This is a genomic window from Stenotrophomonas sp. YAU14D1_LEIMI4_1, assembly GCF_003086815.1.
Classification (GTDB): Bacteria; Pseudomonadota; Gammaproteobacteria; order Xanthomonadales; family Xanthomonadaceae; genus Stenotrophomonas.
Map to the genome: position 1 here is coordinate 2,767,283 of NZ_CP025997.1, position 26,599 is coordinate 2,793,881.

Genomic DNA, 26,599 nt, shown 5'->3' on the forward strand with positions numbered 1-26,599 from the left:
ATTGTAGGCACACACAGGGGCCCTCCCCTGCGGCCAGCGGTCGCAGTCTTCATCCGGTTTGGCATACGATCCCCGTGTAGAGCCATTCATACATTGATCTGGATCAAGGCTGTTTGAAGTAGTCGGTCACATCATCCACCCCGTAGACCACCCTTCCCGCCACCTGCAACGGCACTATCCAACGAGGTAGCCAGGCCATGATTGATCAGACAGTCGTAGAACTGTCGCGGCTGCAATTCGCTTTGACCGCGATGTACCACTTCCTATTCGTACCGCTCACCCTTGGCCTGTCCTTCATGGTGGCCATCATGGAAAGCGTGTACGTGATGACACGCCAACAGGTCTGGCGGCAGATGACCCTGTTCTGGGGCGCCCTGTTCGGCATCAACTTCGCCATCGGCGTGGCCACTGGCCTGGTGATGGAATTCCAGTTCGGCATGAACTGGTCGTACTACAGCCACTACGTGGGCGATATCTTCGGTGCGCCGCTGGCCATCGAAGGCCTGATGGCGTTCTTCCTGGAAGCCACCTTCATCGGCCTGTTCTTCTTCGGCTGGAAGCGGCTGAGCCCGGTCAAGCACCTGGCGGTGACCTGGCTGATGGCGCTGGGCACCAATCTGTCGGCGGTGTGGATCCTGATCGCCAACGGCTGGATGCAGAACCCGACCGGCGCGGTGTTCAACCCGGAAACGATGCGCATGGAAGTGGTGGATTTCGCCGCCGTGCTGCTGAACCCGGTGGCCCAGGCCAAGTTCGTGCACACCGTCAGCGCCGGCTACGTGACCGGTGCGATCTTCGTGATGTCGATCAGCGCTTTGTACCTGCTGCGCAACAAGCACCGCGACATGGCCCGCCGCTCGTTCGCGGTGGCCGCTGCGTTCGGCCTGCTGTCGTCGCTGTCGGTAGTGGTGCTGGGTGACGAAAGTGGTTACGCCGCCAGCGAACACCAGAAGATGAAGCTGGCCGCCATTGAAGCGATGTGGGAAACCGAGCGTGCACCGGCCGACTTTACCGCCTTCGGCATTCCCAACCAGACCACCCAGCAGAACGACTACGCGATCAAGATTCCGTACCTGATGGGCCTGATCGCCACCCGTTCCACCAACCAGCCGATCCCGGGCATCCTGGAACTGGTGGAGCGCGCCGAACACCGCATCCGCGGCGGCCAGCTGGCCTACGGTGCGCTGGAACGCATCCGCGCCAACAAGGACGATGTGGAAGCGCGCGAGATGTTCGACCGCCACTGGCAGGACCTGGGCCACGGCCTGCTGCTGAAGCGTTACCGCGAGGACATCCTCAACGCCACGCCGGAAGAAATCTCCAAGGCCGCGCTGGATACCGTGCCGCGCGTGGCGCCGTTGTTCTGGACCTTCCGCGTGATGGCTGGCCTGGGCTTTTACCTCATCGCCTTCTTCGCCCTGGCGTTCTACTTCTCCTGCCGCAACAACTTCCAGGACAAGCGCTGGTTCCTGAAGCTGGCGGTGTGGTCGCTGCCGGTGCCGTGGATCGCGATCGAGTGCGGTTGGTTCGTGGCCGAATACGGTCGCCAGCCGTGGGCGGTGGATGGCGTGCTGCCCACCTTCTATGCCGCGTCGGGCCTGGCCCTGCATGAAATCCTGACCACGCTGGCCATCTTCACCGCGCTGTACACGGTGCTGCTGGTGATCGAGGTGAAGCTGATGCTGAAGGCGATCCGCAAGGGCCCGGACGAGATCCTGCCGACGCTGCAGGCCGACATCCGCCCCGCATCCCCCAATGCCGCAATGCCGGCCCCCGGCCAGGTCTGAGGCAGGAGAACGCACATGGAATTTCTTGGATTGGATTACACCACGCTGCGCGTGATCTGGTGGTTGCTGCTGGGCATCCTGCTGATCGGCTGGGCGGTGATGGATGGCTTCGACCTGGGCGTGGGCACCCTGCTGCCCTTCGTGGCCAAGACCGATGAAGAGCGCCGGCTGGTGATCAACACCGTCGGCCCGGTGTGGGAAGGCAACCAGGTGTGGCTGGTGCTGGGTGGCGGCGCGATCTTCGCCGCATGGCCGCCGCTGTACGCGGTCAGCTTCTCCGGCTTCTACTTGGCGGTGTTTGCCATGCTGTTCGGGCTGATCCTGCGTCCGGTCGGCTTCAAGTACCGCAGCAAGCTGCCCAGCAAGCGCTGGCGCGACAACTGGGACCGGGTGCTGTTCGTCGGTGGCCTGCTGCCGGGCCTGATCGCCGGTGTGGCGGTGGGCAACGTGCTGCTGGGCGTGCCGTTCCACTTCGATGACAGCATGCGCATCTTCTACACCGGCTCGTTCTTCGGCCTGCTGACCCCGTTCGCGCTGGTGGCAGGTCTGGTGAGCGTGGCCATGCTGGTGTCGCACGGCGCCGCCATGCTGGTGATCAAGACCGATGGCCCGGTGGCCGATCGTGCTGCCCGCTACGGCAGCGTGGCGGCGATCATCAGCTTCGTGCTGTTCGCCGCAGCCGGTGCCTGGGTGGCCTTCGGCCTGCCCGGCTACCAGATCACCTCGCAGGTGGTGACCGACGGCCCGACCAACCCGCTGCTGAAGACCGCGGCCATCGGCACGGCCGCCGGTGGCTGGCTGCGCAACTACAGCAGCATGCCGCTCACCATCGTGTTCCCGGTGCTGGGCCTGCTGGGTGCACTGGCCAGCGCGGCGCTGCTGCGGGCCCGTCGTGGCGGCCTGGCGTTCATCGCCTCGGGCGCGTCGATTGCCGGCATCATCCTCACCGTTGGCTTTGCCATCTTCCCGTTCCTGCTGCCGTCTTCCAGCCAGCCCGGTTCCAGCCTGACCGTCTGGGACAGCTCGTCCAGCCACCTGACGCTGGGCATCATGCTGGTGGCCACGGCGATCTTCCTGCCGATCATCCTGGCCTACACCACCTGGGTGTACCGCGTGCTGAAGGGCAAGACGACCACCGAAGAGATGGACGAGAACCCGAACGCGTATTGATTTGAAGGTGTGCCGACCCACGGTCGGCACCTACCCCGAAAAGAGGAGAAACGAACATGTGGTATTTCGCCTGGATTCTCGGCACCGGCCTGGCCTCCACCGTAGCCATCCTCAACGGCATGTGGTTCGAATCGCGCGAGCAGAACCGGCTCGAACAGGAAAACCGTCGCTGAGTTGTAAAAAAACCTTGCCGCCTTGGCCTTCACACGGTATCTTAGGCGGCTCCTTCGGGGTGTAGCTCAGTCTGGTAGAGCGCTACGTTCGGGACGTAGAGGTCGCAGGTTCGAATCCTGTCTCCCCGACCACTTTTGTGGTCGCATTGAAGCCTGGTGAAGTTGTCCAGGCTTTTTTGTTCCCTGAAGTGACACTGCCTGGCAGTGTGAAGGAAACGGCTTTCACCCCTTGCCGCCATCGGGGTGAACAGCTAGAATAGGCGGCTCCCTTCGGGGTGTAGCTCAGTCTGGTAGAGCGCTACGTTCGGGACGTAGAGGTCGCAGGTTCGAATCCTGTCTCCCCGACCACTTCGCTGGTCAGCAAGAAGCCTGGAAGACGACAGTCCTCCGGGTTTTTTTGTATCTGAAATCCGCGCCCCGCCCGCGTGGCGGCCGCAATGCCGCGGCCACGTACAATGGCCCCCTGCCCCCACCTGCCGCACCGGCCCGGTCCAGTGCCGCCGCTGCACGCCCACGTTCCCGCGTGCGCCACCTGCAAGGATTCCGCATGACCACCGCCTCCCACGACTCGCCCTCACTGCTGCACGGGCGGCTGCTCGCCTTCGCTGCCATCCTGCTGGCGGCCGTGAACCTGCGCACCGCTGTCACCTCCATCACCCCGCTGCTGGACGTGCTGGGCCAGCATTTCGGCTTCGGCACCACCATGACCGGCGTGCTGGGCATGCTGCCGACCGCCTCGTTCGCCCTGTTCGGCGTGGCCACCCCGGCCCTGGCCCGGCGCCTGGGGCTGGAACGCACCACCCTGCTGGCCATGACCCTGGCCATGGCCGGCCTGCTGCTGCGCTCCAGCGCCGGCAACGTCGGCACCCTGCTGCTGGGTTCGGTGATGGCACTGGCCGGCATGGGCATCGGCAACGTGGTGGTACCGCCGCTGGTGAAGCGCTACTTCGCCAACAAGGTGGGTACCATGAGCACGCTGTACATCAGCATGCTGCAGCTGGGCACCATGCTGCCGGCGCTGCTGGCGGTGCCGGTGGCGCAGGCGGCCGGCTGGCGCGTGTCGCTGGGCATGTGGGCGCTGCTGGCCCTGGCCGCCGCCCTGCCGTGGCTGATGCTGGCCCGACGCGCGCCGCACGCGCAGTGGGCGGCCAACGATCCCAGCGCGCAGCCGCACGGCAAGGTCTGGCGCACGTCGCTGGGCTGGAGCATGTCGCTGATGTTCGGCATGACCTCGCTGATGACCTATTCGATGTTCACCTGGCTGCCGCGCATCGTGGTGGAAGCTGGCGCCACGCCGGCCTTCGGCGGGGTGATGGTGGCCGTGTTCTCGGCGCTGGGGCTGCTGCCGTCGCTGGTCATCCCGTCGCTGGCGGTGCGCCTGCAGAACCCGTTCCCGCTGGTGCTGATCGGCTTCTTCTCGTTCGTGATCGCCTTTGCCGGCCTGCTGCTGGCGCCGATGAAGGCGCCCCTGCTGTGGGCCGCCCTGCTGGGCGTGGGCCCGTCCACCTTCCCGCTGGCACTGACCCTGATCAACCTGCGCACGCGCACCGCCACCGGCTCGGCGGCGCTGTCCGGCTTCATGCAGGGCGTGGGTTACAGCTTCAGCTGCCTGGGGCCGTTCCTGGTCGGCTGGCTGCACACGGTCAGCAACGGCTGGGGCCTGCCGTTCGGCTTCCTGTTCGGTTGTGCCACCGTCATGCTGTGCGCGTCCTGGGTGGCGTGCAAGCCGCGCCGCCTGGAAGATCTGTGGTGATCCGGGCCACCTTCCCCCGCGCGTCTACACACTGCTTCGGCGCAAACTGACGTAGCGTGTCCAAAGCTGACGCGGGGCGCGTCCAGGCCGACCGGCCGCCACGCCCCTCCGCGCCCGCACTCCGTGCCGCTGCGGCGGCCGGTGCACTGATGTTTCGCAGTCCAAGCCTTTGGCGGAAGGGGCGGCGCGATGGAAATGGCCTGTATCCGGTGGCGGTTGCGTGTAGAGGGAACAGCGAGGCTCTGGCCTCCTTGGGGCGTGTCGGCTAAAGTTGGCATGTGATGTGCGTCACACTTTTTGCACATCATCTAAGAATGGATGCTGAAGGGGGAATTCATGGTTGTTCACCGACCGCTGGCGCTCTGCGTCGGCCTGGCCTGCGCCGCTCTGGCGTCCGGGGCCCACGCGGCGCCGCCGCCCACCCAGGCCACCCGTGCCGATCGGCTGGCTGAAATCGGCCATTACCGTGACCAGGCCCACTGGGTTGATGCGCTGGCCGCCATCGAGCGCGCGCAGCAGGCCGAACCCAACGATGACCTGCTGTACAAGCTGCAGGTGCTCACCCTGGGCGACATCGGCAATGCGCACCGCGCCTGGCGCCTGTATCAGGCACGGCCGCAGTTGTTCGATGCCGACCAGAAGGCCCGGCTGGAAGCGAACTACGTGGCCAAGCTGGTGAACTGGAGCCTGGCCTACGGCCAGACCGAAGATTCGCGCCTGGACGAGGCCGAGGACGCGCTGGCTGAAATGGAGCAGTACGTGCAGCGCGACGGCACGCCGCTGGCGCAGGCCCCCCTGCGCATCCGCATGGACCGGCTGATCCTGCTCAACCGCCTGTCACGGCACGCACAGGTGCGCGATGAAGCGCGCGCCCTGCAGGCCGAAGGCCATGCCCTGCCCGACTATGTGCTGCCGGCGGTGGGCGATTCGATGATGGCCACCCAGCACCCCGACGAAGCCATTCCGCTGCTGGAAGCGGCGGTGAAGAACGATCCGTCGCGCTTCCAGTCGCGCTCTGAACTGGCCTACGCCTACCTGGAGACCGAGCAGGCAGAAAAGGCCATCGGCTACCTGCAGACGTGGCAGAAGGACGAACCGGCCTGGCGCTGGGGCGGTGGCAAGAGCCCGTACGCCAATTGGGCGCGCTACGAGGCCGACGTGAACCTGGCGATGATCCGCGCCTACAGCGGCGACCTGCCCACCGCGCAGCGCGAACTGGAAGCCCTGGTGGACGTGGGCCCGGGCAACGGCGGCCTGCAGACTGCACTGGGCAGCGTGTACCAGATGCGCGGCTGGCCGCGGCGTTCGCTGGAACGCCACCAGATGGCCTACACCCTGGACCCGCGCGACGTCTCGCCGCGGCTGGGCATGCACGAGGCCTACGTGCAGCTGCAGCGCGACGATCTGGCGCGGCCGCTGCACGACGATCTGCTGGAACGCTACCCCAACCAGCCCTCGGTGCTGCGCATGGACCGCGACTGGCGCGCACACCGTGGCTGGCAGCTGCAGGCCACCGTTGAAGGCGGCCGCAGCTCGGGCGGCGGCGGCACCTCGCCGCTGGGCAACGACGACCTGCATTACGGCATGGAAGTGGCCACGCCGATCCTGGACGACCGCTGGCGCCTGTTCGCCTTCGCCGACCGCCGTTCGGTCACCTTCCAGGACCAGAAGATCAACCCGCTGTGGATGGGTGCCGGCGTGCGCTACCGGTTTGGTCGCGCCGACGCCGAAGCCGCCGTGCTTCGTCCCAACGACAGCATCGGCGACACCGGCCTGCGCGGTGGCTTCGGCTGGCAGTTCAACGACCAGTGGCATGCCGGCGTCACCGCCGCGCGCAACGATCCGGAAGCCTCGATGCAGGCCCGCGTCTCGGGCATCACCGCCGACAGCGTGGCCGTGGCCGTGGACTACACCCGTAACGAGCGCACCCACTGGAGCCTGGGCGGCAGCCAGTTCCGCTACGACGATGGCAACCGCCGCGACACCCTGACCAGCGCCATCGAGCAGCGCCTGCTGACCCGCCCGCGCCTGCTGATCGATGGCTTGGGCAGCGTCTACACCAGCCGTGGCAGCCAGGACGACGCACCGTACTTCAACCCCTCGCGCGACCGCTCGGTGGAGATCGGCCTGCGCATCGACCAGCAGCTGTGGCGCCACTATGAACGCCACTTCCGCCACCGCCTGACGGTGTCGCTGGGCGACTACTGGCAGGAAGGCTATGGCAGCGCACTGATTCCCAGCGTGGCCTACCGCCACGAATGGCAGTTCAGCCAGGGGCGCATCCTGGAATACGGGGTGAGCTGGTCGCGGCCGGTCTACGACGGCCAACGTGAACGTCATATCGGCTTCGATGCCGCGCTGCACTGGGGAGAGTGAGATGGAACGGATGCTTCGCTACCTGATGACCACCGTGCTGCTGGGCCTGCTGGCCCTGGCACTGCCGGCCGGCGCCCAGCAGCCCACCGAGCTGGATGCCAGCGACAACGGCCTGCTGATCCTGAGCTACCACGACATCCGCGATGACGTGCGCGAAAAGGCCGACGCCGACGCCTACGCGGTCAGCACGCAGAACTTCGCCGCACACCTGGACTGGCTGTCGGCGCATGGCTACCACCCGATCTCGCTGTCGCAGCTGATCAAGGCCTCGCGCGGGGAAGCCACGCTGCCGCCACGGCCGGTGCTGCTGACCTTCGATGACGGCCTGCGCAGCGTCTATACGCGCGTGTACCCGCTGCTGCGCGCCTACAACTACCCGGCGCTGGTGGCGGTGATCACCGACTACGTGGACATGGCGCCGGGCCGCACCATCGACTATGGCTACCGCCCGTTCGGCCATGACGATTTCCTGACCTGGGCACAGCTGCGCGAGATGCAGTCCAGCGGGCTGATCGAACTGGCCAGCCACACCGACAACCTGCACCACGGCGTGCAGTCCAACCCGCAGGGCAACCAGACCCCGGCGGTGATCACCCGCGTGTACGACCCCAAGGCGCAGCGCTACGAAACCGCGCAGGAGTACGAACAGCGCCTGCGTGCCGACCTGGGCCGCAGCGTGCAGCTGATCAGGAAAGAGCTGGGGGTGACGCCGAAGGCGATCGTCTGGCCGTACGCCGCCTACAACCAGCTGAGCAACGATATTGCCGAGCAGCTGGGCATGCCGGTGTCGTTCGACCTGGAAGGCCGCAGCACGCCGGTGACCCGCGACCTGCACGGTCTGGCACGCCTGCTGGTGACCAACAACCCGAACACGGCCTCGCTGGCCTTTGAACTGCGCCGCAATGTCAGCCTGGATGGCACCCGCGCGCTGCAGATCGACATGGATGCGGTGTACGACGCCAACCCCGCGCAGCAGGCGCGCAACCTGGATGCGCTGATCGAGCGGGTGAAGAAGGTCGGCCCGACCCACGTCTACCTGCAGGCCTTCGCCGATCCGGACGGCAACAACACCGCCGATGCGCTGTACTTCCCCAACCGCCACCTGCCGATGCGTGCGGACCTGTTCAACCGCGTGGCCTGGCAGCTGAAGACCCGCGCCGGGGTGAAGGTGTATGCGTGGCTGCCGGTACTGGGCTACGAACTGCCCGACGCCGCACAGCGCAGCGCGCTGGGCATCGCCAGCCCCGAAGACGATGGCATGTACCGGTTGGACTTCACCAAGCCGCAGGCGCGGCAGATCATCAAGGACATCTACGAAGACCTGGCCATCAACTCGTACTTCGAAGGCCTGCTGTTCCATGACGATGCCTATGTGCGCGACACCGAACTGGCGCAGCTGCCGCAGGAAGGCGCCGATGGCGGCCGTACCCAGGCACTGATCGACTTCACCCTGGAACTGCGTGACATCGCGCAGCGCTGGCGGCCGAAGCTGGGCACGGTGCGCAACCTGTACGCCCAGCCGGTGCTGGAACCGCAGAGCGCCACCTGGTTCGCCCAGCGCCTGGACCTGTTCAACAAGGCCTACGACCGCACCGCGCTGATGGCCATGCCGTGGATGGAAGGCAGCCGCCACCCCGAGCGGTGGCTGGACCGCCTGGTCACCGCCGTGCGCGCGCACGACCCGGACCTGAAGCACACCATGTTCGAACTGCAGACCGTGGATTGGCGCACGCAGACGCCGATCAGCGGCCAGCGCCTGCGCGCCCAGGTGCGCCGCCTGCAGGCACAGGGTGTACGCCACTTCGCGTGGTACCCGGACGATTTCATTGCCGACAAGCCGTCGACCGTGGACGCGCGCGCCGCGATGTCTGCGCGCAACTTCCCGTACCCGGAGAAGTGACATGGACATGAGCCCCTGGCTGTATGCCCTGTTCCAGTTCGCCTTCTTCTACCCGATGGTGATGGCGTTCTTCTGGATGTCCGGTGGCCTGTACTACTTCTTCCGCCGCGAGCGGAAGTCGCGGCCGCGCAACGATCCGCCACCGATGGCCGAATACCCGTTCGCCACGCTGCTGATTCCCTGCCACAACGAATCGGACAACCTGGACGACACCATCGGCGCGGCGCTGGCCCAGCGCTACCCGGATTTCGAAGTGATCGCCATCAACGATGGCAGCCGCGATGACACCGGCGCGCGCCTGGATGCACTGGCCGCACAGCACCCGCGCCTGCGCGTGGTGCACCTGGACCGCAACCTGGGCAAGGCCAATGCACTTCGCATGGGCGCGCTGGCCGCGCGTTCGGAATACCTGGTGTGCATCGATGGCGATGCGATGCTGGAAGAGTTCGCCATGCACTGGATGGTCTGGCACCTGACCAGCGGCCCGCGCGTGGGCGCGGTGACGGGCAATCCGCGCATCCGCAACCGTTCCACCCTGCTGGGACGCCTGCAGGTGGCCGAGTTCTCTTCGATCATCGGCATGATCAAGCGCGCCCAGCGCGTGTACGGGCGCATCTTCACCGTGTCCGGGGTGATCGCCGCGTTCCGCCGCACCGCCCTGCACCGCATCGGCTACTGGGCCGACGACATGGTGACCGAGGACATCGACATCAGCTGGCGCCTGCAGCTGGACCACTGGGACATCCGTTACGAGCCCAACGCGCTGTGCTTCATCCTGATGCCCGAAACCCTGAAGGGTCTGTGGCGGCAGCGCCTGCGCTGGGCCCAGGGTGGCGTGGAAGTGCTGCTGCGGCATGGCACTTCGCTGTTCAGCTGGCGCAAGCGGCGGATGTGGGGGGTGTTGCTGGAGTACATCCTGAGCGTGTTCTGGGCGTACACCATGTTGCTGATCGTGGTGCTGTGGGCGCTGGGCAAGTTCGTTCCACTGCCGGCCCCGCTGTACATCGATACGCTGCTGCCGCAGTGGCACGGCGTGATCCTGGCGCTGGTCTGCCTGCTGCAGTTCGCCAGCAGCCTGATCATCGACCGTCGTTACGAAACACACATTGGACGCAACTACTTCTGGGTCATCTGGTACCCGATGGCGTACTGGTTGATCAGCCTGTTCACCACTCTGGTGGCATTGCCGAAAACGCTGTTCAAGCGCCGCGGCAAGCGCGCCACCTGGGTCAGCCCTGACCGGGGGATCCGATGAGCACCGTGCGTGGCACCACCACCAAGAAACCGTCCAACCGCTTCGATTCGCGGTTGATCCAGAAGCCTCGCCAGCAGCCGCGCCTGCAGCGCACGGCCTGGGGCTTCGTCACCCTGGCCTTCTGGGGCTTCTACTTCTACCTGTGGGCACCGCTGGTCACGCTGATCTCGTGGCTGCTGGGCGGGCAGATGGCCTTCGTGCAGTTGTACCAGCACAAGCAGCACTTGGACCCGTTCGTGATGATCGCGCTGCCGATCATCCTGGTGTGCTGCGCGCTGCTGCTGATCGCCTGGGCCGAGTACAACCGCTACCGTTTCGCCGGCAAGGAACGGCGCGCGCCGCGGGTGGATTCGAGCCGGGCGGAGATCGCCCACTCGCTCGGTGCCAGCGATGCACTGGCCGATCTGCTGGTGAATGCCAAGGCGGTGACGCTGCACATGGATGACAACGCACGCCCGGTGGGCCTGACGCGGCAGCCGCTTTTGTAAGGGGTGTTTTTTTGGCAGGGCTTGCAGCCCTGCACCTCTGTAGAGTCGAGCCATGCTCGACTGAAGCAACGGCAACGGCAACGGCAACAGCAGCAGCATTCCGCGGGATGGCGGGGCGGTGTGGGTGGGTGTCGACCTTGGTCGACACAGTAGATCCACGCCATGCGTGGATGAACTTCCATGAGAATCGAATATTGAATCCAGGGTCGGAGCCCGGTGCGCAGCAACGAGATCCGATCCCTTGCCGTTCCGGCAGGGCTCGCCAACGGTAGGTGTCGACCTTGGTCGACACATCCGTCAGATATCGAATGAATCATCCACGCATGGCGTGGATCTACTGACGGATGCCGAAACAATTCCGGGGTCAGAGCCCGTTGCGCAGCAACGGGATCTGACCCCTTTCCGTTCCCACAGATCGCGGGAAACTGTCAGAGGTGGGGCGGTGTCGGAATGCGGGGTGTCAGCCGCATGGATGCGGCTGCCAAGCCTACAGGGGTGAGGGCGCTTTGATTGCGAAGCACTGCTTCGCAAGCGCCCGACCGCACAGCCGCCAGCGGCTGGGCTGGGCCCCGGAGGGGGACTTGCGGCGTCCCCGCATTCCGACACCACCCCGCCATCCCACGGAATGCACGCTTTTGACGTTGACGTGCAGCAGGTGCAGGGCCGCAGGCCCTGCCGCAAAGCCCCCTACCGGGTCTGCCCTTCGCCACGTACCACGAACCGTTCCACGGTCAGCGCTTCCAACCCCATCGGGCCATACGCGTGCAGGCGCGTGGTGGAAATGCCGATCTCGCTGCCCAGCCCCAGCTGGCCACCATCGGAAAAACGCGAGGACGCGTTGACCATCACCACCGCCGAACGCAGCGCGTTGACGAAGCGCTCGGCATTGCCGGCGTCTTCGGTCGCAATCACTTCGGTATGGTCAGAGGTATACGTGCGGATGTGGGCGATCGCCGCGTCCAGGTCATCGACCACGCCGACTGCCAGCACCAGATCGAGGAACTCGGCAGCGAAATCCTCGTCGGTAGCGGCCGTGCTGCCCGGCAGCAACGGCTGCGCGCGCGCGTCGGCACGCAGCTCCACCCCGCGCTCGCCCAGCGCCTGCGCCGCGCGCGGCAGGAATGCCTCGGCCACGTCGCGGTGCACCAGCAGCGTTTCCAGCGAATTGCACGCCGCCGGGCGGCTGCACTTGCCATCCACCAGCAGCGCAACGGCCTTGTCCAGATCAGCGCTGGCATCCACGAACAGATGGCAGACACCCTTGTAGTGCTTGATGACCGGAACCCGTGCGTGTTCGGCAACGAAGCGGATCAGGCCTTCACCGCCACGCGGAATGGCCAGGTCGATCAGCTCGTGCAGCTGCAGCAGTTCCAGCATGGCCTCGCGGCGCTGATCGGTCAGCACGGTCACCGCCGCCGGCGGCACGCCGTTGGCCTTCAGTGCACCGGCCAGGGCCTGGGCGATGGCGGTGTTGGAATGGATGGCCTCGGAACCACCGCGCAGGATCACCCCGTTGCCGGCCTTCAGGCACAGCGCGGCGGCCTCTGCGGTCACGTTCGGGCGTGCCTCGTAGATCATCGCGATCACGCCCAGCGGCACGCGCACCTTCTGCACGCGGATACCGTTGGGGCGCACATCGTCGCGGGTTACCTGCCCCACCGGATCGGGCAGCGCGGCCACTTCGCGCACCGCTTCGGCCATGCCGAACAACCGCGCCGGGTCCAACGCCAGGCGGTCCAGCATCGCCGCACCCACGCCTTTTTCCCGCGCTGCTGCCAGATCGCGTGCGTTGCCGGCCAGGATCAGGCCAGCGTTCGCTTCCAGTGCCTGTGCCATGCACAGCAGCAACGCACGGCGCGCCGCACTGTCCAGCCCAGCAATCACCGTGGCCGCGTCACGGCAGGCCCGCGCCTGCGCTTCGATTTCACTCATGGGGATGTCCTGCGGTTGGTTCATGGCAGCACCAGATCGTCGCGATGCACGACCGTGCCACCGTAGTTGTAGCCGAGCACGGCCTGGATGTCGCGCGTGTGGCGCCCGGCGATGCGGCGCACATCGTCGGCGGCGTACTGGCTGACCCCGCGCGCCACGCAGACCCGCCCCGCGTCGCTGTTCCAGCACACCTGCACCATGTCACCGCGACGGAACGCGCCGTCGGCGCCGGTGATGCCGCCGGGCAACAGCGAAGCGCCCTTCTCGCGCATGGCCTGCGCGGCACCGGCATCGACCAGGATCGCGCCCTCGGCCAGCGGGGCATGCCGCAGCCAATGCTTGCGCGCCGCTTCACGGCTGCGGGCGGCGTGGATGCGCGTGCCAAACAGCCGATCGCGGGTCAGCGCGCGCACCACGTCACCGCTGCGGCCGTTGAACAGATAGGTTTCAATACCAAGCCGACCGGCCTTGGCAGCGGCTTCCAGCTTGGTCCGCATGCCACCGGTACCGGCACGCGAGCCTGCACCGCCGGCCATGGCCAGCACGGCGTCGCTCAGTTCGGCCACGTCATGCAGCGGCTGCGCGTCGGCCACCGTGCGCGGGTCGGCGCTGTACAGCCCGTCGATGTCGGTGGCGATGAACAGCGCATCGGCATCGACCAGCGCGGCCACCGTGGCGGCCAGGTTGTCGTTGTCACCAAGCTTGAGTTCGTCCACCGAAACGGTGTCGTTCTCATTCACCACCGGCAGTGCACCCAGCCGCAGCAGCTCGTTCAGCGTTGCGCGCGCATTGAGGTAGCGGCGGCGGTTGCGCAGGTCGTCGTGGGTCAGCAGCACCTGCGCCACCGGCCGTTCGAAGAAACGCTGCCACAGGCCGATCAGCTGCGCCTGGCCCAGTGCGGCCAGCGCCTGGCGGGCGGCCATGGCCGCGCCGGGTTCGTCCACGCGCGGCAGGATCGCGCGCCCCGCTGCTACAGCGCCGGAGGAGACGATCACCACTTCGCGGCCGGCCAGCACATGGGCCGACACGAACTGGGCCAGGCCCAGCGCATGGCGCGGCGACAGCCCGCCGCCATCGGCGGCCAGAAGACTACTGCCCACCTTCAGCACCGCACGCCGCCACGGCGGCAGCGCTTGTTCGGGGAACGGCGAGGCGACGTGGGCGGCGGGGTGTGTCATCAGCGGGATCTCAGCGGGTACGCCATTCGTGCACGGTCAATTGCGAGGCCTGCATCGTCACCAGCGGATCGGTGGCGACGATGGCCTGGGCCTGCGCCAGGCTGTCCACGTTGCACAGCACGTAGGCGCCGCCGCTGCCATCGGTGAAGCCACCGGTCTGCTGCAGCTGGCCCTGATCGCGCAGCGTGTCCAGGAAATCCAGGTGCGGCTGCACCGCGGCCTGGGTGAACGTGGGCAGGCGCAGGGCCATGACCAGGTAGACAGTGCCCGCCATCAGGCCAGCGCCAGCCAGCGCGCGCGCAGTTCGTCCAGGCGCAGGTCGGCGGCCGAACCGGGCGACACGCGCGCGGCCAGGCTGCCTTCCGGGGTACGCCCCTGCCCTGCACTGTCAGCGCCGGCAGCGGCGGCCTTGTAGGCCTCGCGGAACGGCACACCGGCCACGGCCGCTTCCACCGCAACGTCGGTGGCATACATGCCCGAATCGATGGCTGCACGCAGCTTGTCGTCGCGCCACTCCAGGTTTGCCAGCAGCGCCGGCAGCAGTTCCAGCGCGGCCAGGCCGCGACCGAAGCCGTGGAAGATGGCGCCCTTGGACGACTGCAGGTCGCGGTGGTAGCCCGACGGCAGCGACAGCAGCTGCTCGATCTCGGTACGCGCTGCTGCCACGCTGGCGTGGGTGGCGCGCATCAATTCGATCACGTCCGGGTTGCGCTTGTTCGGCATGATCGAGCTGCCGGTGGTGTACTGCGCCGGCAACGCGACGAAACCGAATTCGGCACTGGTGAACAGCGAAAGATCCCAGGCGATGCGGCGCAGGTCCAGCGTGGCGCCGCCCAGTGCTTCCAGCGCGGCCAGCTCGAACTTGCCACGCGACAGCTGTGCGTAGATCGGCGACACCTGCATGCGCGCAAAGCCCAGTGCAGCGGTGGTGTGTTCGCGGTCCAGCGGCAGGTTCACGCCATAGCCGGCGGCGGTGCCCAGCGGGTTGGCATCCACCAGTGCGTGGGTGTCGCGCGCGCGCACCGCGTTGTCGATGAAGGCTTCGGCCCAACCGGCCCACCACATGCCCGCCGAAGACACCACGGCACGCTGGATGTGGGTGTAGCCGGGAATCGGCAGGTCCTTCTCGGCCTGCGCGCGGTCCAGCGCCACCTTGGCCACCTCGGCACTGAGATGGGCCACGCGCTGCAGCTTTTCCTTCAGCCACAGGCGGGTGGCCACCAGGATCTGGTCGTTGCGGCTGCGCCCGGTGTGGATCTTGCGCCCGGCATCGCCCAGGCGTTCGGTCAGGCGCGCTTCGATGGCCGAATGACCATCTTCGTACTGCGTGTCCAGCACGAAACGGCCAGCGCGGAAGTCCTGCGCCAGCAGGTCCAGTTCGCGCAGCAGGCCGGCCAGTTCGTCGGCACTGAGGATGCCGATGTGCTGCAGGCCTTCGGCGTGCGCGGCGCTGGCGGCGATATCGTGCAGGAAGAATTCACGGTCGAGGATCACGTCATCGCCGGCGAGGAAGGTCTGGATCTGTGCGTCGACCGCGACGCCCGGCTTCTGCCAAAGAAGGTCTGCCATGGGGGGCTCCGTAATACGTGTTCAGTGCGGGATCGACGTCAGTTCGTCGATGCCCAGCGCAAGGTTGAGGTTCTGCATGGCCTGGGTGGCCGCGCCCTTCAGCAGGTTGTCCAGAGTGGCCACCACCACCACCCGCTTGCCGCCGGGTGCCAGGGTGAAACCACCGACCTGGGCGCCATGGCGGCCGGCAATGCGGCTGACCCACGGTGCTTCGTCCACCACCTCCACCAGCGGTTCGCCAGCGTAGGCCTGCTGGAAACGCGCGACGATCTGCTCGCGGGTCTGCACCTGGTTCAACCACAGGTTCGCGGTCAGGGTGATGCCACGGAAATGAGGCGCCACGTGCGGCATGAATTCCACGGCCACGCCCAGCTGCACCGACACTTCGCGCTCGTGCACGTGGTTGGTCAGCGCGTACGGCATCAGGTTGCCGGCCAGCAGCTCGACGTTGTTCTTGTCCGACGGCGTGGTGCCGGCGCCGGAGTAGCCGGACACACCGAAGCACTGCGGCGGGCCGGCCAGCAGGTCCAGCAGCGGGTGTACGGCCAACTGCATCGCGGTGGCGTAGCAGCCCGGGTTGCTGATGTGCTTCTGGCCGCTATAACGGCTGCGGGTGAGCTCGGGCAGGCCGTAGTACCAGCCGTTGTCAAAGCGGTAATCGGCCGACAGATCGACGATCACCGTGTCAGGCCTGGCGGCGTCCAGCGCGGCCACGAACGGGGCGGCCAGGCCATTGGGCAGGGCCAGGATCACCGCATCCACGCCCTTGGCGGCCACGGCATCGGCATCCAGGTTTTCGTACTGCAGGTCGCCCTGCACTTCGGGGTGGTGGTCGGCCAGGCGCTGGCCGGCACGCTCGCGCGAAGACACGAAGGCCAGCTTCAAGCGCGGGTGGGCGGCCACCAGCTTGATCAGCTCGGCGCCGGTATGGCCACGGGCACCGACAATGCCCAGGGTGAAAGTCGAATCGTTCATGCGTGTTGGTCCAGGCGGTGCTGCAGGTGGCGTTTCACGCCCTGCCATTCCGCGTCGATGATGGAAAAGATGACAGTGTCACGCGGCGTGCCGTCGGCATGCCGCTTGTGGTTGCGCAGCACGCCGTCCTGCTTGGCACCCAGGCGGGCGATGGCGGTGCGCGAGGCATGGTTGAACCAGCTGGTTTCCAGCACCACGCTGATGCAGCCCATCACCTCGAAGGCATGCCGCAGCAACAGCAGCTTGGCCTCGGTGTTCACCCCGGTGCGCTGCACGCGCGGCGCATACCAGGTGTACCCCAGGCTGAGTTTGGGAACGTCCGCTTCCAGCCCATAGAAGCGGGTGCTGCCGACGATGGCGCCGGCCGCATCACGAATCACGAACGGCAGCACCTTGCCTTCGGCCTGTGCATCCAGCGCGGCCTGCACGTAGTGCCCTGCCTGCTGCGGCGAAGGCACCTGGGTGTACCAGAGCTGGTCCAGGCCGCTGCCTTCCAGCGCCGCGGCCAGGCCGGACACGTGCGCACGCTGCAGCGGTTCCAGCAGCACATGCTGGCCGCGCAGGGTGGGAACGCTGTTCCAGGCATCGGCAGGCATCATGGCTCAGCCCTGCAGGCTCGGCGTGCGCTGGGCGCAGTGGTCGACATAGGTCTTGATGCGGTCGATGCCATCGGCGCCGAACCAGAACACCTTCCACTGGTCCTGCTTGTAGCAGCCATCGGATTCGGCGTAATAGAAGTGGTTGATCGGGTTGCCGTGGCGCGAGCGCCAGAACAGCTGCGGGGTTTCCTCCAGCATCACGTTCCACACCGCTCGGCCCAGGCCTTCGCCCTGCGCGTCGTCCAGCACCGCGAACTTGTCCAGGTACACGCCCTCGGCCTCGTCGGTGAGGATGACCGCGGTGCGGTAGTTCTCGCTCACATAGGCGCGCAGCAGGCGGGTCTTCTGGAAGTAATCGGGCACCAGGGTGCGGCCGAAGCTGGATTCGATCAGCCCCTTCAGGCGCGGCAGGTCCAGTTCGCTCCATTCGGTGGCGCGCAGCACTTTCTCGCCTTTGCGCACCAGCGTGCCCGAGCCCTTGTGGGTGAACAGTTCCTTGGCCAGGTCGGCCGGACGGGTGATCGACACCGACGATTCCAGCGGCAGGCGATCCAGCAGGTCCTTGATCTGTTCGATCTTCACCTTCATGCCGCCGTGGATCCACGGCTGCGCGATCAGGTGGTCGTACTCGGTGGACAGGTTGATCGAATCGATCACCGTGCCCTGCTCGTCCAGCAGGCCGCCGGTGCCGGTCAGGAAGATGATCTTGTAGGGCTGCAGTTCCTGCACCAGCTCGTTGGCGGCGAAGTCGGCGTTGACGTTCAGGATCTGCCCACCGGCGGTTTCACCCAGGCTGGTGATGACCGGAATGGAGCCGGCGCGCAGGCTGGCTTCGATCGGCGCCAGGTTCACCTTCTTCACTTCGCCCACCAGACCAAAGGTGTCCAGGTCCAGATATTCGGCTTCGAACACGCCGCCGGTAATGGAGGTGGCACGCGCGCCGTTCTGCTGCAGAGCTTCGACCAGGCGCAGGTTGGACTGCTGGAACACCCGGCGCACGATGGCCAGGGCCTCCGGCGAGGTCACGCGCAGGCCGTTGACCGTCTGCTTCTCGATGCCGGCGGCGGACAGTTCCGCATCCAGCTGCGGGCCGGCGCCGTGCAGCACGATCGGGGTCAGGCCCACTTCCTGCAGGAAGGACAGCGAGGAGGTCAGCGCTTCAAGATCGTCGCGCAGCACGGCACCGCCAACCTTCACCACAGCGAAGCGCTTGGCATCCAACTGCGAAAAGCGCTTGAGGTACTGGCTGATCTCCTTCGCGCTGGCCATGCTGGAAAGCAGGCGCACGATGGTCTGGCGGGTCTGGCGGTGGGGCTGGAGGGCAGGAGACATTTCGGTTTCGTCGGAAAGGAGGAATCAGGCGCCGGCGGCGATGATGCGGTGCACGGCGTCGGTATAGCGCTGCAGCTGGTCCAGCGTCACGAACTCATCGGCGGTATGGGCCTGGGCGATATCGCCCGGGCCAAACACCAGCGTGGTGTAGCCACCGGCTGAGAACAGCGAGGCCTCGGTCCAGAAATCCACCGCATTGCCGATCGGCAGGTCCAGCGCATCGGCCACGTCGCGTGCCAGCAGGCGGCGGTGCTCGGCCTCGGCGATGTCACCGGCCGGCAGGCTGGGGCCGCGGAAGGTTTCGGTGAACACGGCCGCTTCCGGCTCGGCGAAACCGGCGAAGGTCGCCAGCAGCGCATCGATATCCATCGACGGCAGCGGGCGGAAGCCGAAGCGCACCTCGGCGGCAGGCGCGATCATGTTGGCCTTGATGCCGCCATCCACGCGGCCGATGTTGAAGCGCAGGCCGGTCAGGCCGCCGAAGCGTGCCGAGGCCAGCGATTCCACATGATCCAGCGCGCGGTTGCCCCAGCGCATGGCCTGGTGCAGTGCACTGGCGGCGGCATCCTGCTTGCCCGAGGCATGGCCGGCGCGGCCGGCGAACTGCATCAGCACCGAGCTGATGCCACGGTGCGCCAGCACCGCCTCGCTCATGGTCGGTTCGGCCACCAGCACCGCTTCATAGGGCAGTCCACGGGCCAGGAACGCAGCGATGCAGCGCGGATCGTTGGCTTCCTCGTCGCTGGAGAACAGGAACGCCGCATCACCATCGCTGGCGTTGGCCGCGGCCACCAGTGCCGCCGCCGCGCCCTTGATGTCGCACACGCCAAGGCCGACCACGCGGTCGTCCAGCCGGCGCATCACGTGCGGATCGGCAGTCCAGTGCGGCGAATCGGGCACGGTATCCAGGTGCACGTTGAACAGGTACTTCGGCGTACCGCGCACCGCGTACAGGCTGACCGCACCGGCACCATGGTCGATCACTTCGACGTTGAAGCCGGGCAGGTTCGCACGCAGGTAATCGAAGATGCCGCCAGTGGTGATCGCACGCGGCGGGTTGCGGGTGTCGAAAGACACCAGAGCCTGGAGGTGCTGCAGGGTGGAAGCAAGCAGGTCGGTCATGGGGTCAACTGGGTGTTCAAACGGCCGAGGCCGGGGCGTAAGGGTTCAGGTGTACGATTTCCATCAGCAGCTCCGGTCGTGCCGGTGCGCTGAAGCCGAAGCCGGAGTACAGCCCATGTGCATCGCTGGTGGCCAGCATGAAGCGGCGCAGGCCCTGCAGCTGCGGGTGCGCCATGATGGCCTGCACCAGCTGCTTGCTGTAGCCCTGGCCGCGGTGCTGCGGCAACACGAACACATCGGCCAGGTAGGCAAACGTGGCGCCGTCGGTGATGACGCGCGCGAACGCAACCTGGCCGAACGCCTCCAGGTAAGCGCCAAAACACAGCGAACCGCTGATTGCCCGTTCCACCACGTCGCGCCCGATGCCCGGGCTCCAATACGCCTGGGTGGACAGGAAATGATGGATCAGGGCAACGTCCAGGTCCTGCGGATCGGTGCTGATGCGTAATGCGCTCATCGTTTCATCCGGCTGCCATCTGCCCTGGCCCGCACGGGGCCAGGGCAAATGCGGTCTCAGCGGTTCACCTGCGCATACAAGGTCGAGCTCATGCCGAACAGCTTGATGAAGCCTTCGGCTTCTTCCACGCCCCAGTCGGCCGACTGTGCGTAGGTGGCACCCTTGGTGTTGAGCAGGTGCGGCGACTTCACCGCCACCGCGTCAACGCGGCCGCCACGGGTTTCCAGCACCACTTCGCCGTTCACCTTGGCCTGCGAGGACTTCAGGAACGCTTCGATGTCGGTCTTCAGCGGGTCGTGGTAGAAGCCTTCGTACACCAGCTCCACCCACTTGCGCGCCACGTCCGGCTTGAAGCGGTTCTGCTGCTTGGTCAGCACCGCATCTTCCAGCGCGCGGTGCGCGGCCAGCAGCGAAACCAGGCCCGGGGCTTCGAACACGATGCGGCCCTTCAGGCCGATCACGGTGTCGCCGGTGTAGACGCCACGGCCGACGCCATAGGGGGCGAACAGCTTGTTCAGCTGGGCCAGGATCTGGTCGCCCGGCAGGGCCTTGCCGTTCAGTTCGACGGCTTCGCCTTCCACGAACTTCAGGGTGACGGTGAGCGCCTGTTCCGGCCACTCGCTGCGCGGCGAGCACCAGCCGCGGGCGCCTTCGCCCGGCGCTTCCCAACGGTCGATCTCGCCGCCGGACATGGTCACGCCCAGCAGGTTCTCGTTGATGGTGTAGGCCTGCTGCTTGGCGCGCACGCCGAAGCCGCGCTCTTCCAGGTACTTCTGCTCGTAGGCGCGGGTCTGGGTGTGTTCCTTCTGGATCTCGCGGATCGGCGCGATGATCTGGTAGTCACCCAGGGCCTTCACGGCCAGGTCGAAGCGGACCTGGTCGTTGCCCATGCCGGTGCAGCCGTGGGCGATGATGTTGGTGCCCAGTTCGGCGGCACGCTTCAGCGCGGCATCGACGATCAGGTAACGGTCGGACACCAGCAGCGGGTACTGGCCCTGGTAGCCTTCGCCGGCCCACACGAACGGCTTGACGAAGCCTTCCCAGATGGCCGGGCCACCGTTGACGGTCACGTGGCTGGTGACGCCCAGTTCGGCGGCGCGCTTTTCGATGAAATCGCGCTCTTCATCATCCACGCCGCCGGTATCGGCGAACACGGTGTGCACGTTGTAGCCGCGCTCCTGCAGGTAGGGCACGCAGAAGCTGGTATCCAGGCCGCCGGAGAAGGCGAGAACGACGTCTTTGTTGCTCATGGGGAGGGTATGTCCTGGTAGCGCCGGGCCGTGCCCGGCGGAAATGATTGAATCGGAAAAAAATCAGCGACCGGCAACCGCGGCCATGATCGCCTTCTGCACGTGCAGGCGGTTCTCGGCTTCGTTGATGGCGATGCACTGCGGCGAATCCATCACGCCGTCGGTGGCCTTCACGTTGCGGCGCAGCGGCAGGCAGTGGCTGAACACACCGTTGTTGGTCAGCGCCATCTTGCGTTCGTCCACGATGAAGTGCTTGTACTGGTCGCGGATGGGCTTTTCCGGCTCCCAGTTGCCGAAGAACGGCAGCGCGCCCCAGCTCTTGGCGTACACCACGTCGGCACCGGCGTAGGCGCTGTCGATATCATGGCTGATCTTCAGCGAACCGCCGCTCTCGGCCACGTTCTGCTCGGCCCAGCCCATGTAGCGGTCGTCCAGGATGTAATCGGCGGTCGGGCACAGCAGGGTCACGTCCATGCCCATGCGGGTGGCGATCGTCAGCGCCGAATTGGCCACCGCGGTGTTCAGCGGCTTGGGGTGGTAGGTCCAGGTCAGCACGTACTTCTTGCCACGCAGGTCCTGCGTACCGAAGTGCTCCTGCAGGGCCATGATGTGGGCCAGCTCCTGGCACGGGTGGGTGATGGTCTCCATGTTGATGACCGGCACCGGCGAGTACTTGGCGAAGCTGTTGAGGACGATGTCCTGGCGGTCGTAGGCCCAGTCCACGAACTTGGGGAACGCGCGCACGGCGATGATGTCGCAGTAACGGCCCAGCACCTTGGCCACTTCGGCGATGTGCTCTTCGGTATCGCCATCCATCACCGTGCCGAGGTTGAACTCGATCGGCCACGCATCCTTGCCCGGCTGCAGCACCACCGCGTGGGCACCGAGCTGGAAGGCGCCCAGTTCGAAGCTGGTACGGGTGCGCATGGACGGGTTGAAGAACACCAGCGCGATCGACTTGCCCTTGAGCTGGTCGCCGATCTTGTTGCGCTTGAACAGCTCGGCCTGGGTCAGCAGGGCGTCAAGCTCGCTGCGGCTCCAGTCCTGGGTGTTCAGGAAGTGCTTGGGGGACATCATCTTTCCTTGCGTGGCGGCGCCGGGCTGCGGCGCGGTGGAAGGGAAAACCGGCAAACAGGGTGGTGCGAAATGGCTGCAGATGAAGCTTTCAGGACGCGGAAACGAAAAAACCCAGCCGGCGGGCTGGGTTTTTTTCGGACGAACAGCAGAAAGCTCCGGTTACCCAGCGGAAATGTGGGGTTCCGGTCGACGGGCACGCGACGTCATGCCAGTGGCCTGGCGGGCGGCGCTGCTGTCGTGCTGGAAGTCGGTGAGCTTCATGGCCGAACATCTTTGCATGGGCGGGGGGCCTGCGCAAGGGGCAGGCGTCGCAGAATCAGGGCGAAGCGCCAGCGGTCTGGTCCGCGCCCACCCAGGGGGTAATCGACACCCGGATCTTCAGCCGGTTGCCGGGGTCTTCCGGCAGCCGCGAGCGGTACTTGGTGCCCTTGTAGACGTAATCCACGTCGTAGGCGATGGGGCGGCGGAATTCACGGCCCACCGGCACGATGCGGCAGTCGCGGGTCAGCATGGGGCCATTGTTGGCCGGGGCCGGGGCCGGGTTCTCGGCGGCCACCTCGGCGGCGGCCTCCTCGTCGCTGCGCTTGAACATCGAGCGCACCGAGTCCCAGAAGCGGCCGATCCTGCCCTTGTCCTCCACCGGCTCCTCGCCGGTCACGTTCACCGGGGCCAGGGTCCGGGTGGACACTGGCTCGCAGTGTTCTTCGGTGCGGGTGGCGCGCAGGGTCTGGAACACCGGCTCGACGTTCAGCACCTGGGCGTAGTCGAACTTCACGTTCTCCACGATCACCACACGGTTGCGCGGCTCGGCCTCCTGGGCCCGGACCACGAATGGCGCCGCCGACAGGCAGGCCAGGGTCAGCAACGCGGTGGTTTTCATTGGCGACGGAAGGAAGGGCACGGCAATAGTGTAGGCAGTGACGACCGCAAGGGGCTGAACATTACCCGTCCGCGCCGCTCCTGCCCACCCCACCCCGCCCGCCGGTGGGCCCCGGCGCCCCCAAAGGGGCCCGACACGTTCTAAAATCACAGGCTTGTCCCCCACCCCGATCCCCATGACCCTGCGCCTGCACAACAACCTGACTCGCCAGCTCGAACCGTTCACCCCGATCGATCCGGCCTGTCCGACCCTGTATGTGTGCGGCCCCACGGTCTACAATTACGTGCATATCGGCAACGCCCGTGGCCCGGTGGTGTTCGGGGTGCTGGCCGACCTGCTGCGGCGCCGCTTCGGCGCGCTGCGCTACGCCCGCAACATCACCGACGTGGACGACAAGATCAACACCGCCGCGCGCGAGCAGGGCGTACCGATCAGCACCATCACCGACAAGTTCGCCGCCGCCTACCGTGAAGACATGGCCGCGCTGGGCGTGGTGCCGCCGGACATCGAGCCGGAAGTGACCGCGCACATGCCGCAGATCATCACCATGATCGAGCAGCTGATCGACAACGGCCATGCCTACGCCGCCGAGGGCCACGTGCTGTTCGCGGTGGCCAGTTTCGATGGCTACGGCAAGCTGTCGCGCCGCGACCCGGAAGAAATGCTGGCCGGCGCCCGCGTGGAAGTGGCGCCGTACAAGCGCGACGCCGGCGATTTCGTGCTGTGGAAGCCGTCCAGCGACGACCTGCCCGGCTGGGAATCGCCGTGGGGCCGCGGCCGCCCGGGCTGGCACATCGAGTGCTCGGCGATGGCCGCCGCCCACTTGGGCGAGACCATCGACATCCACGCCGGCGGCGTGGACCTGCAGTTCCCGCACCACGAGAACGAGATCGCGCAGAGCGAATGCGCCCACGGCGGCAAGGTCTTCGCCCGCTTCTGGCTGCACAACGGCATGCTCAACTTCGGCGGCGCCAAGATGAGCAAGTCGCTGGGCAACATCGAGCGCGTGCACGACCTGGTGCGCCAGCACCCGCCCGAAGCGCTGCGCCTGGCCCTGCTGTCGGCCCACTACCGGCAGCCGCTGGACTGGTCCGATGCGCTCATCGAACAGTCCGCGCGCACCCTGGACCGTCTGTACGGCACCCTGCGCGACCTGCTGGACGTGGATGCTGCGGCCGTCATTCCGGCGTCGGTGGAGGCCACCCTGGACGATGACCTGAACACCCCGCAGGCACTGGCCGAGGTCGCCCGCATTGCCGGCGAAGCCCGCCGTGCCACCGACCCGACCCAGCGCGCGCGCCTGAAGGGCGAACTGCTCGGCGCCGGCCTGGCGCTGGGCCTGCTGCAGGCCGACCCGGCGCAGTGGTTCGGCACCGCCGCCAGCGAAGGCGACGACGATGCGCGCATCCAGGGCCTGATCGACGAGCGTGCCGCAGCCAAGCAGGCCCGCGATTTCGCCCGCTCCGACGCCATCCGCGACCAGCTGGCCGCCGAGGGCATCGTGCTGGAAGACACCCCGCAGGGCGTGCGCTGGGTGCGCAAGCGCGCCTGACCGCCCTGCCCCGTGGCCGGCGCCCCCGGCCACGCCCCCACTGCAGAGACCGTTGTGACCGACTCCCCGTTCCCGCTTGAACCCACCGCCACCGAGGCGCAGAGCTCCATTGCCGAAGAATTCACCTTCTTCGCTGACTGGTCCGAACGCTACCAGTACCTGATCGATCTGGGCCGCAAGCTGCCGGCGTTCCCAGAAGAGTGGAAGACCGAAGAGCACCGCCTGCAGGGCTGCCAGTCGATGGTGTGGATCGTGCCGGAAGGCAACGCGCAGTCGCTGCGCTTCCACGCCATCAGCGATTCGGCCATCGTCTCGGGCCTGATCTTCCTGGCCCTGCGCGTGTACTCGGGCCGCTCGGCCCAGGAAATCCTGGCCACCGAACCCAGCTACATCCAGGACATCGGCCTGGCCCGCCACCTCTCGCCCACCCGCAGCAACGGCGTGGCCGCGATGCTGGCCTTCATCCGAGAGACCGCGCAGGCCCAGCTGCAGCGCGAACAGCCGTGACCGCGGCCACCACCGAAGACGAAGGCGCGCTGGCCCTGCTGGGCCGGCCCGGCTTTGCCAAGCTGCTGGCCTACCGCATCTTCGCCATGCTGTCCTACCAGGTGGTGGCCGTCACCGTCGGCTGGCACATCTACGAAGTCACCCGCAATCCGTTCTCGCTGGGCCTGGTCGGCCTGGCCGAGGTGCTGCCGTTCTTCTGCGTGGCGCCGTTTGCCGGCTACCTGGTGGACCACCTGCCGCGCCGCCGGCTGGGCATGGTCGCCTGCGCCGGGCTGGTGGCCACGGCCATTGTGCTGACCTGCGTGGCAAAGGGCTGGTTGCCGTTCCACGGGGTGTGGCCGATCTATGCGGCCATCGCCCTGACCGGCATGGTGCGTGCCTTCCTGTCACCCATCTACAACGCCCTGTTCGCCCGCGTGCTGGCCCGTGAGCAGTTCGCGCGCGGCGCCGGGCTGGGCAGCGTGGTGTTCCAGTCGGGCATGGTGGTGGGCCCGGCGCTGGGCGGCATCCTGGTCGGCTGGGGCGGCAAGGGCCTGTCCTACGCGGTGGCCACCGGCTTCGCACTGGTCGCCCTGGGCTGCCTGGCCACGCTGAAAGTGAGCGAGCCGGTGCATGACGGCCCGGCTGCGCCGATCTTCAAGAGCATCGCCGAAGGTGCCCGCTTCGTGGTCGGCAACCGCATCATGGTCGGCGCGATGGCGCTGGACATGTTCTCGGTGCTGCTGGGCGGCGTGGTGGCGATGCTGCCGGCCTTCCTGCAGGAGATCCTGCACCACGGCCCGGAAGGGCTGGGCATCCTGCGCGCGGCTCCGGCGCTGGGTTCGATCGCGGTCGGCCTGTGGCTTGCCCGCCACCCGCTGCAGAAGAACGCCGGGCGCGTGCTGCTGTTCGCCGTGGCCGGGTTCGGCCTGTGCGTGGTCAGCTTCGGCCTGTCCCAGCACTTCTGGCTGTCGGCGCTGATCCTGCTGTTCTACGGGGCATTCGATGGCGTGTCGGTGGTGGTGCGCTCGACCATCCTGCAGCTGGCCACGCCCGAGGAAATGCGCGGGCGCGTGTCTTCCATCAACGGCATCTTCATCAGCTCGTCCAACGAACTGGGCGCGTTCTACGCCGGCACGATGGCCAAGCTGCTGGGCCTGGTGCCGGCGGTGGTGCTGGGCGGCTGCGCGGTGCTGGGCGTGGCCGGCATTACCGCGTGGAAGAACCCGACGCTGCGGAAGTTGAACCTGCGCGACCTGCAATAAGCTCGCCGTTGTAGAGTCGAGCC

23 protein-coding genes and 2 tRNA genes are annotated in these 26,599 nt (G+C 66.8%); 13 read left to right on the forward strand and 12 right to left on the reverse strand.

The window, feature by feature from the left end; all coding sequences use genetic code 11:
• Nucleotides 1–197 precede the first annotated feature (197 nt).
• The 10 genes from C1932_RS12960 (at nucleotide 198) to pgaD (ending at nucleotide 10,902) form a co-directional block, all read left to right on the forward strand.
• Nucleotides 198–1,787, forward strand: coding sequence for a cytochrome ubiquinol oxidase subunit I (locus C1932_RS12960; RefSeq protein ID WP_108762454.1), 1,590 nt, complete (start codon nucleotides 198–200; stop codon nucleotides 1,785–1,787).
• Between the two features lie 15 nt (nucleotides 1,788–1,802).
• On the forward strand, nucleotides 1,803–2,957 hold the full coding sequence (gene cydB, locus C1932_RS12965; RefSeq protein ID WP_108762455.1) for a cytochrome d ubiquinol oxidase subunit II: 1,155 nt from the start codon (nucleotides 1,803–1,805) through the stop codon (nucleotides 2,955–2,957).
• A gap of 56 nt (nucleotides 2,958–3,013) precedes the next feature.
• The gene (gene cydX / locus C1932_RS12970) at nucleotides 3,014–3,130 is read left to right on the forward strand and encodes a cytochrome bd-I oxidase subunit CydX (RefSeq protein WP_108750119.1); all 117 of its coding nucleotides are present in this window, start codon (nucleotides 3,014–3,016) and stop codon (nucleotides 3,128–3,130) included.
• 55 nt (nucleotides 3,131–3,185) lie between these two features.
• A tRNA-Pro gene (locus C1932_RS12975) sits at nucleotides 3,186–3,262 on the forward strand.
• 139 nt (nucleotides 3,263–3,401) lie between these two features.
• Nucleotides 3,402–3,478 (forward strand) — tRNA-Pro (locus tag C1932_RS12980).
• 199 nt (nucleotides 3,479–3,677) lie between these two features.
• Nucleotides 3,678–4,883, forward strand: a complete 1,206-nt coding sequence (locus tag C1932_RS12985) for an MFS transporter (RefSeq protein ID WP_108762456.1) — start codon at nucleotides 3,678–3,680, stop codon at nucleotides 4,881–4,883.
• A 336-nt stretch (nucleotides 4,884–5,219) separates the two neighbouring features.
• Nucleotides 5,220–7,259 (forward strand): poly-beta-1,6 N-acetyl-D-glucosamine export porin PgaA, encoded by a 2,040-nt coding sequence (gene pgaA / locus C1932_RS12990; protein ID WP_108763446.1) that lies wholly within the window; start codon nucleotides 5,220–5,222, stop codon nucleotides 7,257–7,259.
• A gap of 10 nt (nucleotides 7,260–7,269) precedes the next feature.
• Nucleotides 7,270–9,159: a poly-beta-1,6-N-acetyl-D-glucosamine N-deacetylase PgaB gene (gene pgaB, locus C1932_RS12995; RefSeq protein WP_108763445.1), complete on the forward strand. Its 1,890-nt coding sequence runs from the start codon at nucleotides 7,270–7,272 to the stop codon at nucleotides 9,157–9,159.
• Between the two features lies 1 nt (nucleotide 9,160).
• A complete protein-coding gene (pgaC, locus tag C1932_RS13000; RefSeq protein WP_108750122.1) occupies nucleotides 9,161–10,414 on the forward strand; it encodes a poly-beta-1,6-N-acetyl-D-glucosamine synthase in 1,254 nt (417 codons plus the stop codon).
• On the forward strand, nucleotides 10,411–10,902 hold the full coding sequence (pgaD, locus tag C1932_RS13005) for a poly-beta-1,6-N-acetyl-D-glucosamine biosynthesis protein PgaD (RefSeq protein WP_108756667.1): 492 nt from the start codon (nucleotides 10,411–10,413) through the stop codon (nucleotides 10,900–10,902). Before pgaC ends, pgaD begins: the two co-directional genes overlap by 4 nt.
• A gap of 687 nt (nucleotides 10,903–11,589) precedes the next feature.
• On the opposite strand, the gene C1932_RS13010 is transcribed toward pgaD, so the two are convergent.
• The 12 genes from C1932_RS13010 to C1932_RS13065 all read right to left on the reverse strand — a co-directional run bounded on the left by C1932_RS13010 (nucleotide 11,590) and on the right by C1932_RS13065 (nucleotide 23,273).
• Entirely contained in the window at nucleotides 11,590–12,858 is a 1,269-nt protein-coding gene (locus C1932_RS13010; RefSeq protein WP_108762457.1) for a glutamate-5-semialdehyde dehydrogenase, read from the reverse strand.
• A complete protein-coding gene (gene proB, locus C1932_RS13015) occupies nucleotides 12,855–14,012 on the reverse strand; it encodes a glutamate 5-kinase (RefSeq protein ID WP_108762458.1) in 1,158 nt (385 codons plus the stop codon). The genes C1932_RS13010 and proB overlap by 4 nt, the downstream gene beginning before the upstream one ends.
• A 10-nt stretch (nucleotides 14,013–14,022) precedes the next feature.
• A complete protein-coding gene (locus tag C1932_RS13020; protein ID WP_108762459.1) occupies nucleotides 14,023–14,286 on the reverse strand; it encodes a YciI family protein in 264 nt (87 codons plus the stop codon).
• Entirely contained in the window at nucleotides 14,286–15,581 is a 1,296-nt protein-coding gene (gene argH / locus C1932_RS13025; RefSeq protein WP_108756672.1) for an argininosuccinate lyase, read from the reverse strand. Before argH ends, C1932_RS13020 begins: the two co-directional genes overlap by 1 nt.
• A gap of 21 nt (nucleotides 15,582–15,602) precedes the next feature.
• Nucleotides 15,603–16,556: an N-acetyl-gamma-glutamyl-phosphate reductase gene (argC, locus tag C1932_RS13030; RefSeq protein ID WP_108762460.1), complete on the reverse strand. Its 954-nt coding sequence runs from the start codon at nucleotides 16,554–16,556 to the stop codon at nucleotides 15,603–15,605.
• Nucleotides 16,553–17,155 (reverse strand): GNAT family protein, encoded by a 603-nt coding sequence (locus tag C1932_RS13035; RefSeq protein WP_108762461.1) that lies wholly within the window; start codon nucleotides 17,153–17,155, stop codon nucleotides 16,553–16,555. The genes argC and C1932_RS13035 overlap by 4 nt, the downstream gene beginning before the upstream one ends.
• A 3-nt stretch (nucleotides 17,156–17,158) precedes the next feature.
• Nucleotides 17,159–18,487 carry an acetylglutamate kinase gene (locus C1932_RS13040; RefSeq protein ID WP_108762462.1) on the reverse strand — a complete coding sequence of 443 codons (1,329 nt, stop codon included), beginning with the start codon at nucleotides 18,485–18,487 and terminating at the stop codon, nucleotides 17,159–17,161.
• Nucleotides 18,488–18,511: 24 nt separating this feature from the next.
• Nucleotides 18,512–19,609 carry an acetylornithine deacetylase gene (locus tag C1932_RS13045; protein ID WP_108762463.1) on the reverse strand — a complete coding sequence of 366 codons (1,098 nt, stop codon included), beginning with the start codon at nucleotides 19,607–19,609 and terminating at the stop codon, nucleotides 18,512–18,514.
• A 16-nt stretch (nucleotides 19,610–19,625) separates the two neighbouring features.
• Nucleotides 19,626–20,066 carry a GNAT family N-acetyltransferase gene (locus tag C1932_RS13050; RefSeq protein WP_108762464.1) on the reverse strand — a complete coding sequence of 147 codons (441 nt, stop codon included), beginning with the start codon at nucleotides 20,064–20,066 and terminating at the stop codon, nucleotides 19,626–19,628.
• Between the two features lie 56 nt (nucleotides 20,067–20,122).
• A complete protein-coding gene (locus C1932_RS13055; RefSeq protein WP_108750132.1) occupies nucleotides 20,123–21,316 on the reverse strand; it encodes an argininosuccinate synthase in 1,194 nt (397 codons plus the stop codon).
• A 63-nt stretch (nucleotides 21,317–21,379) separates the two neighbouring features.
• The gene (locus C1932_RS13060; RefSeq protein ID WP_108750133.1) at nucleotides 21,380–22,390 is read right to left on the reverse strand and encodes an N-acetylornithine carbamoyltransferase; all 1,011 of its coding nucleotides are present in this window, start codon (nucleotides 22,388–22,390) and stop codon (nucleotides 21,380–21,382) included.
• 319 nt (nucleotides 22,391–22,709) lie between these two features.
• Nucleotides 22,710–23,273: a hypothetical protein gene (locus C1932_RS13065; protein WP_108750134.1), complete on the reverse strand. Its 564-nt coding sequence runs from the start codon at nucleotides 23,271–23,273 to the stop codon at nucleotides 22,710–22,712.
• A gap of 175 nt (nucleotides 23,274–23,448) precedes the next feature.
• On the opposite strand from C1932_RS13065, the gene cysS reads away from it, so the two are divergent.
• From cysS to C1932_RS13080, 3 genes are read left to right on the forward strand one after another with little or no spacing between them, the layout of a single operon-like run.
• Nucleotides 23,449–24,825 (forward strand): cysteine--tRNA ligase, encoded by a 1,377-nt coding sequence (gene cysS, locus C1932_RS13070; RefSeq protein ID WP_108762465.1) that lies wholly within the window; start codon nucleotides 23,449–23,451, stop codon nucleotides 24,823–24,825.
• A 54-nt stretch (nucleotides 24,826–24,879) separates the two neighbouring features.
• Nucleotides 24,880–25,332 (forward strand): SufE family protein, encoded by a 453-nt coding sequence (locus tag C1932_RS13075; RefSeq protein ID WP_108762466.1) that lies wholly within the window; start codon nucleotides 24,880–24,882, stop codon nucleotides 25,330–25,332.
• Nucleotides 25,329–26,576, forward strand: coding sequence for an MFS transporter (locus tag C1932_RS13080; protein WP_108762467.1), 1,248 nt, complete (start codon nucleotides 25,329–25,331; stop codon nucleotides 26,574–26,576). The genes C1932_RS13075 and C1932_RS13080 overlap by 4 nt, the downstream gene beginning before the upstream one ends.
• Nucleotides 26,577–26,599: the final 23 nt, after the last annotated feature.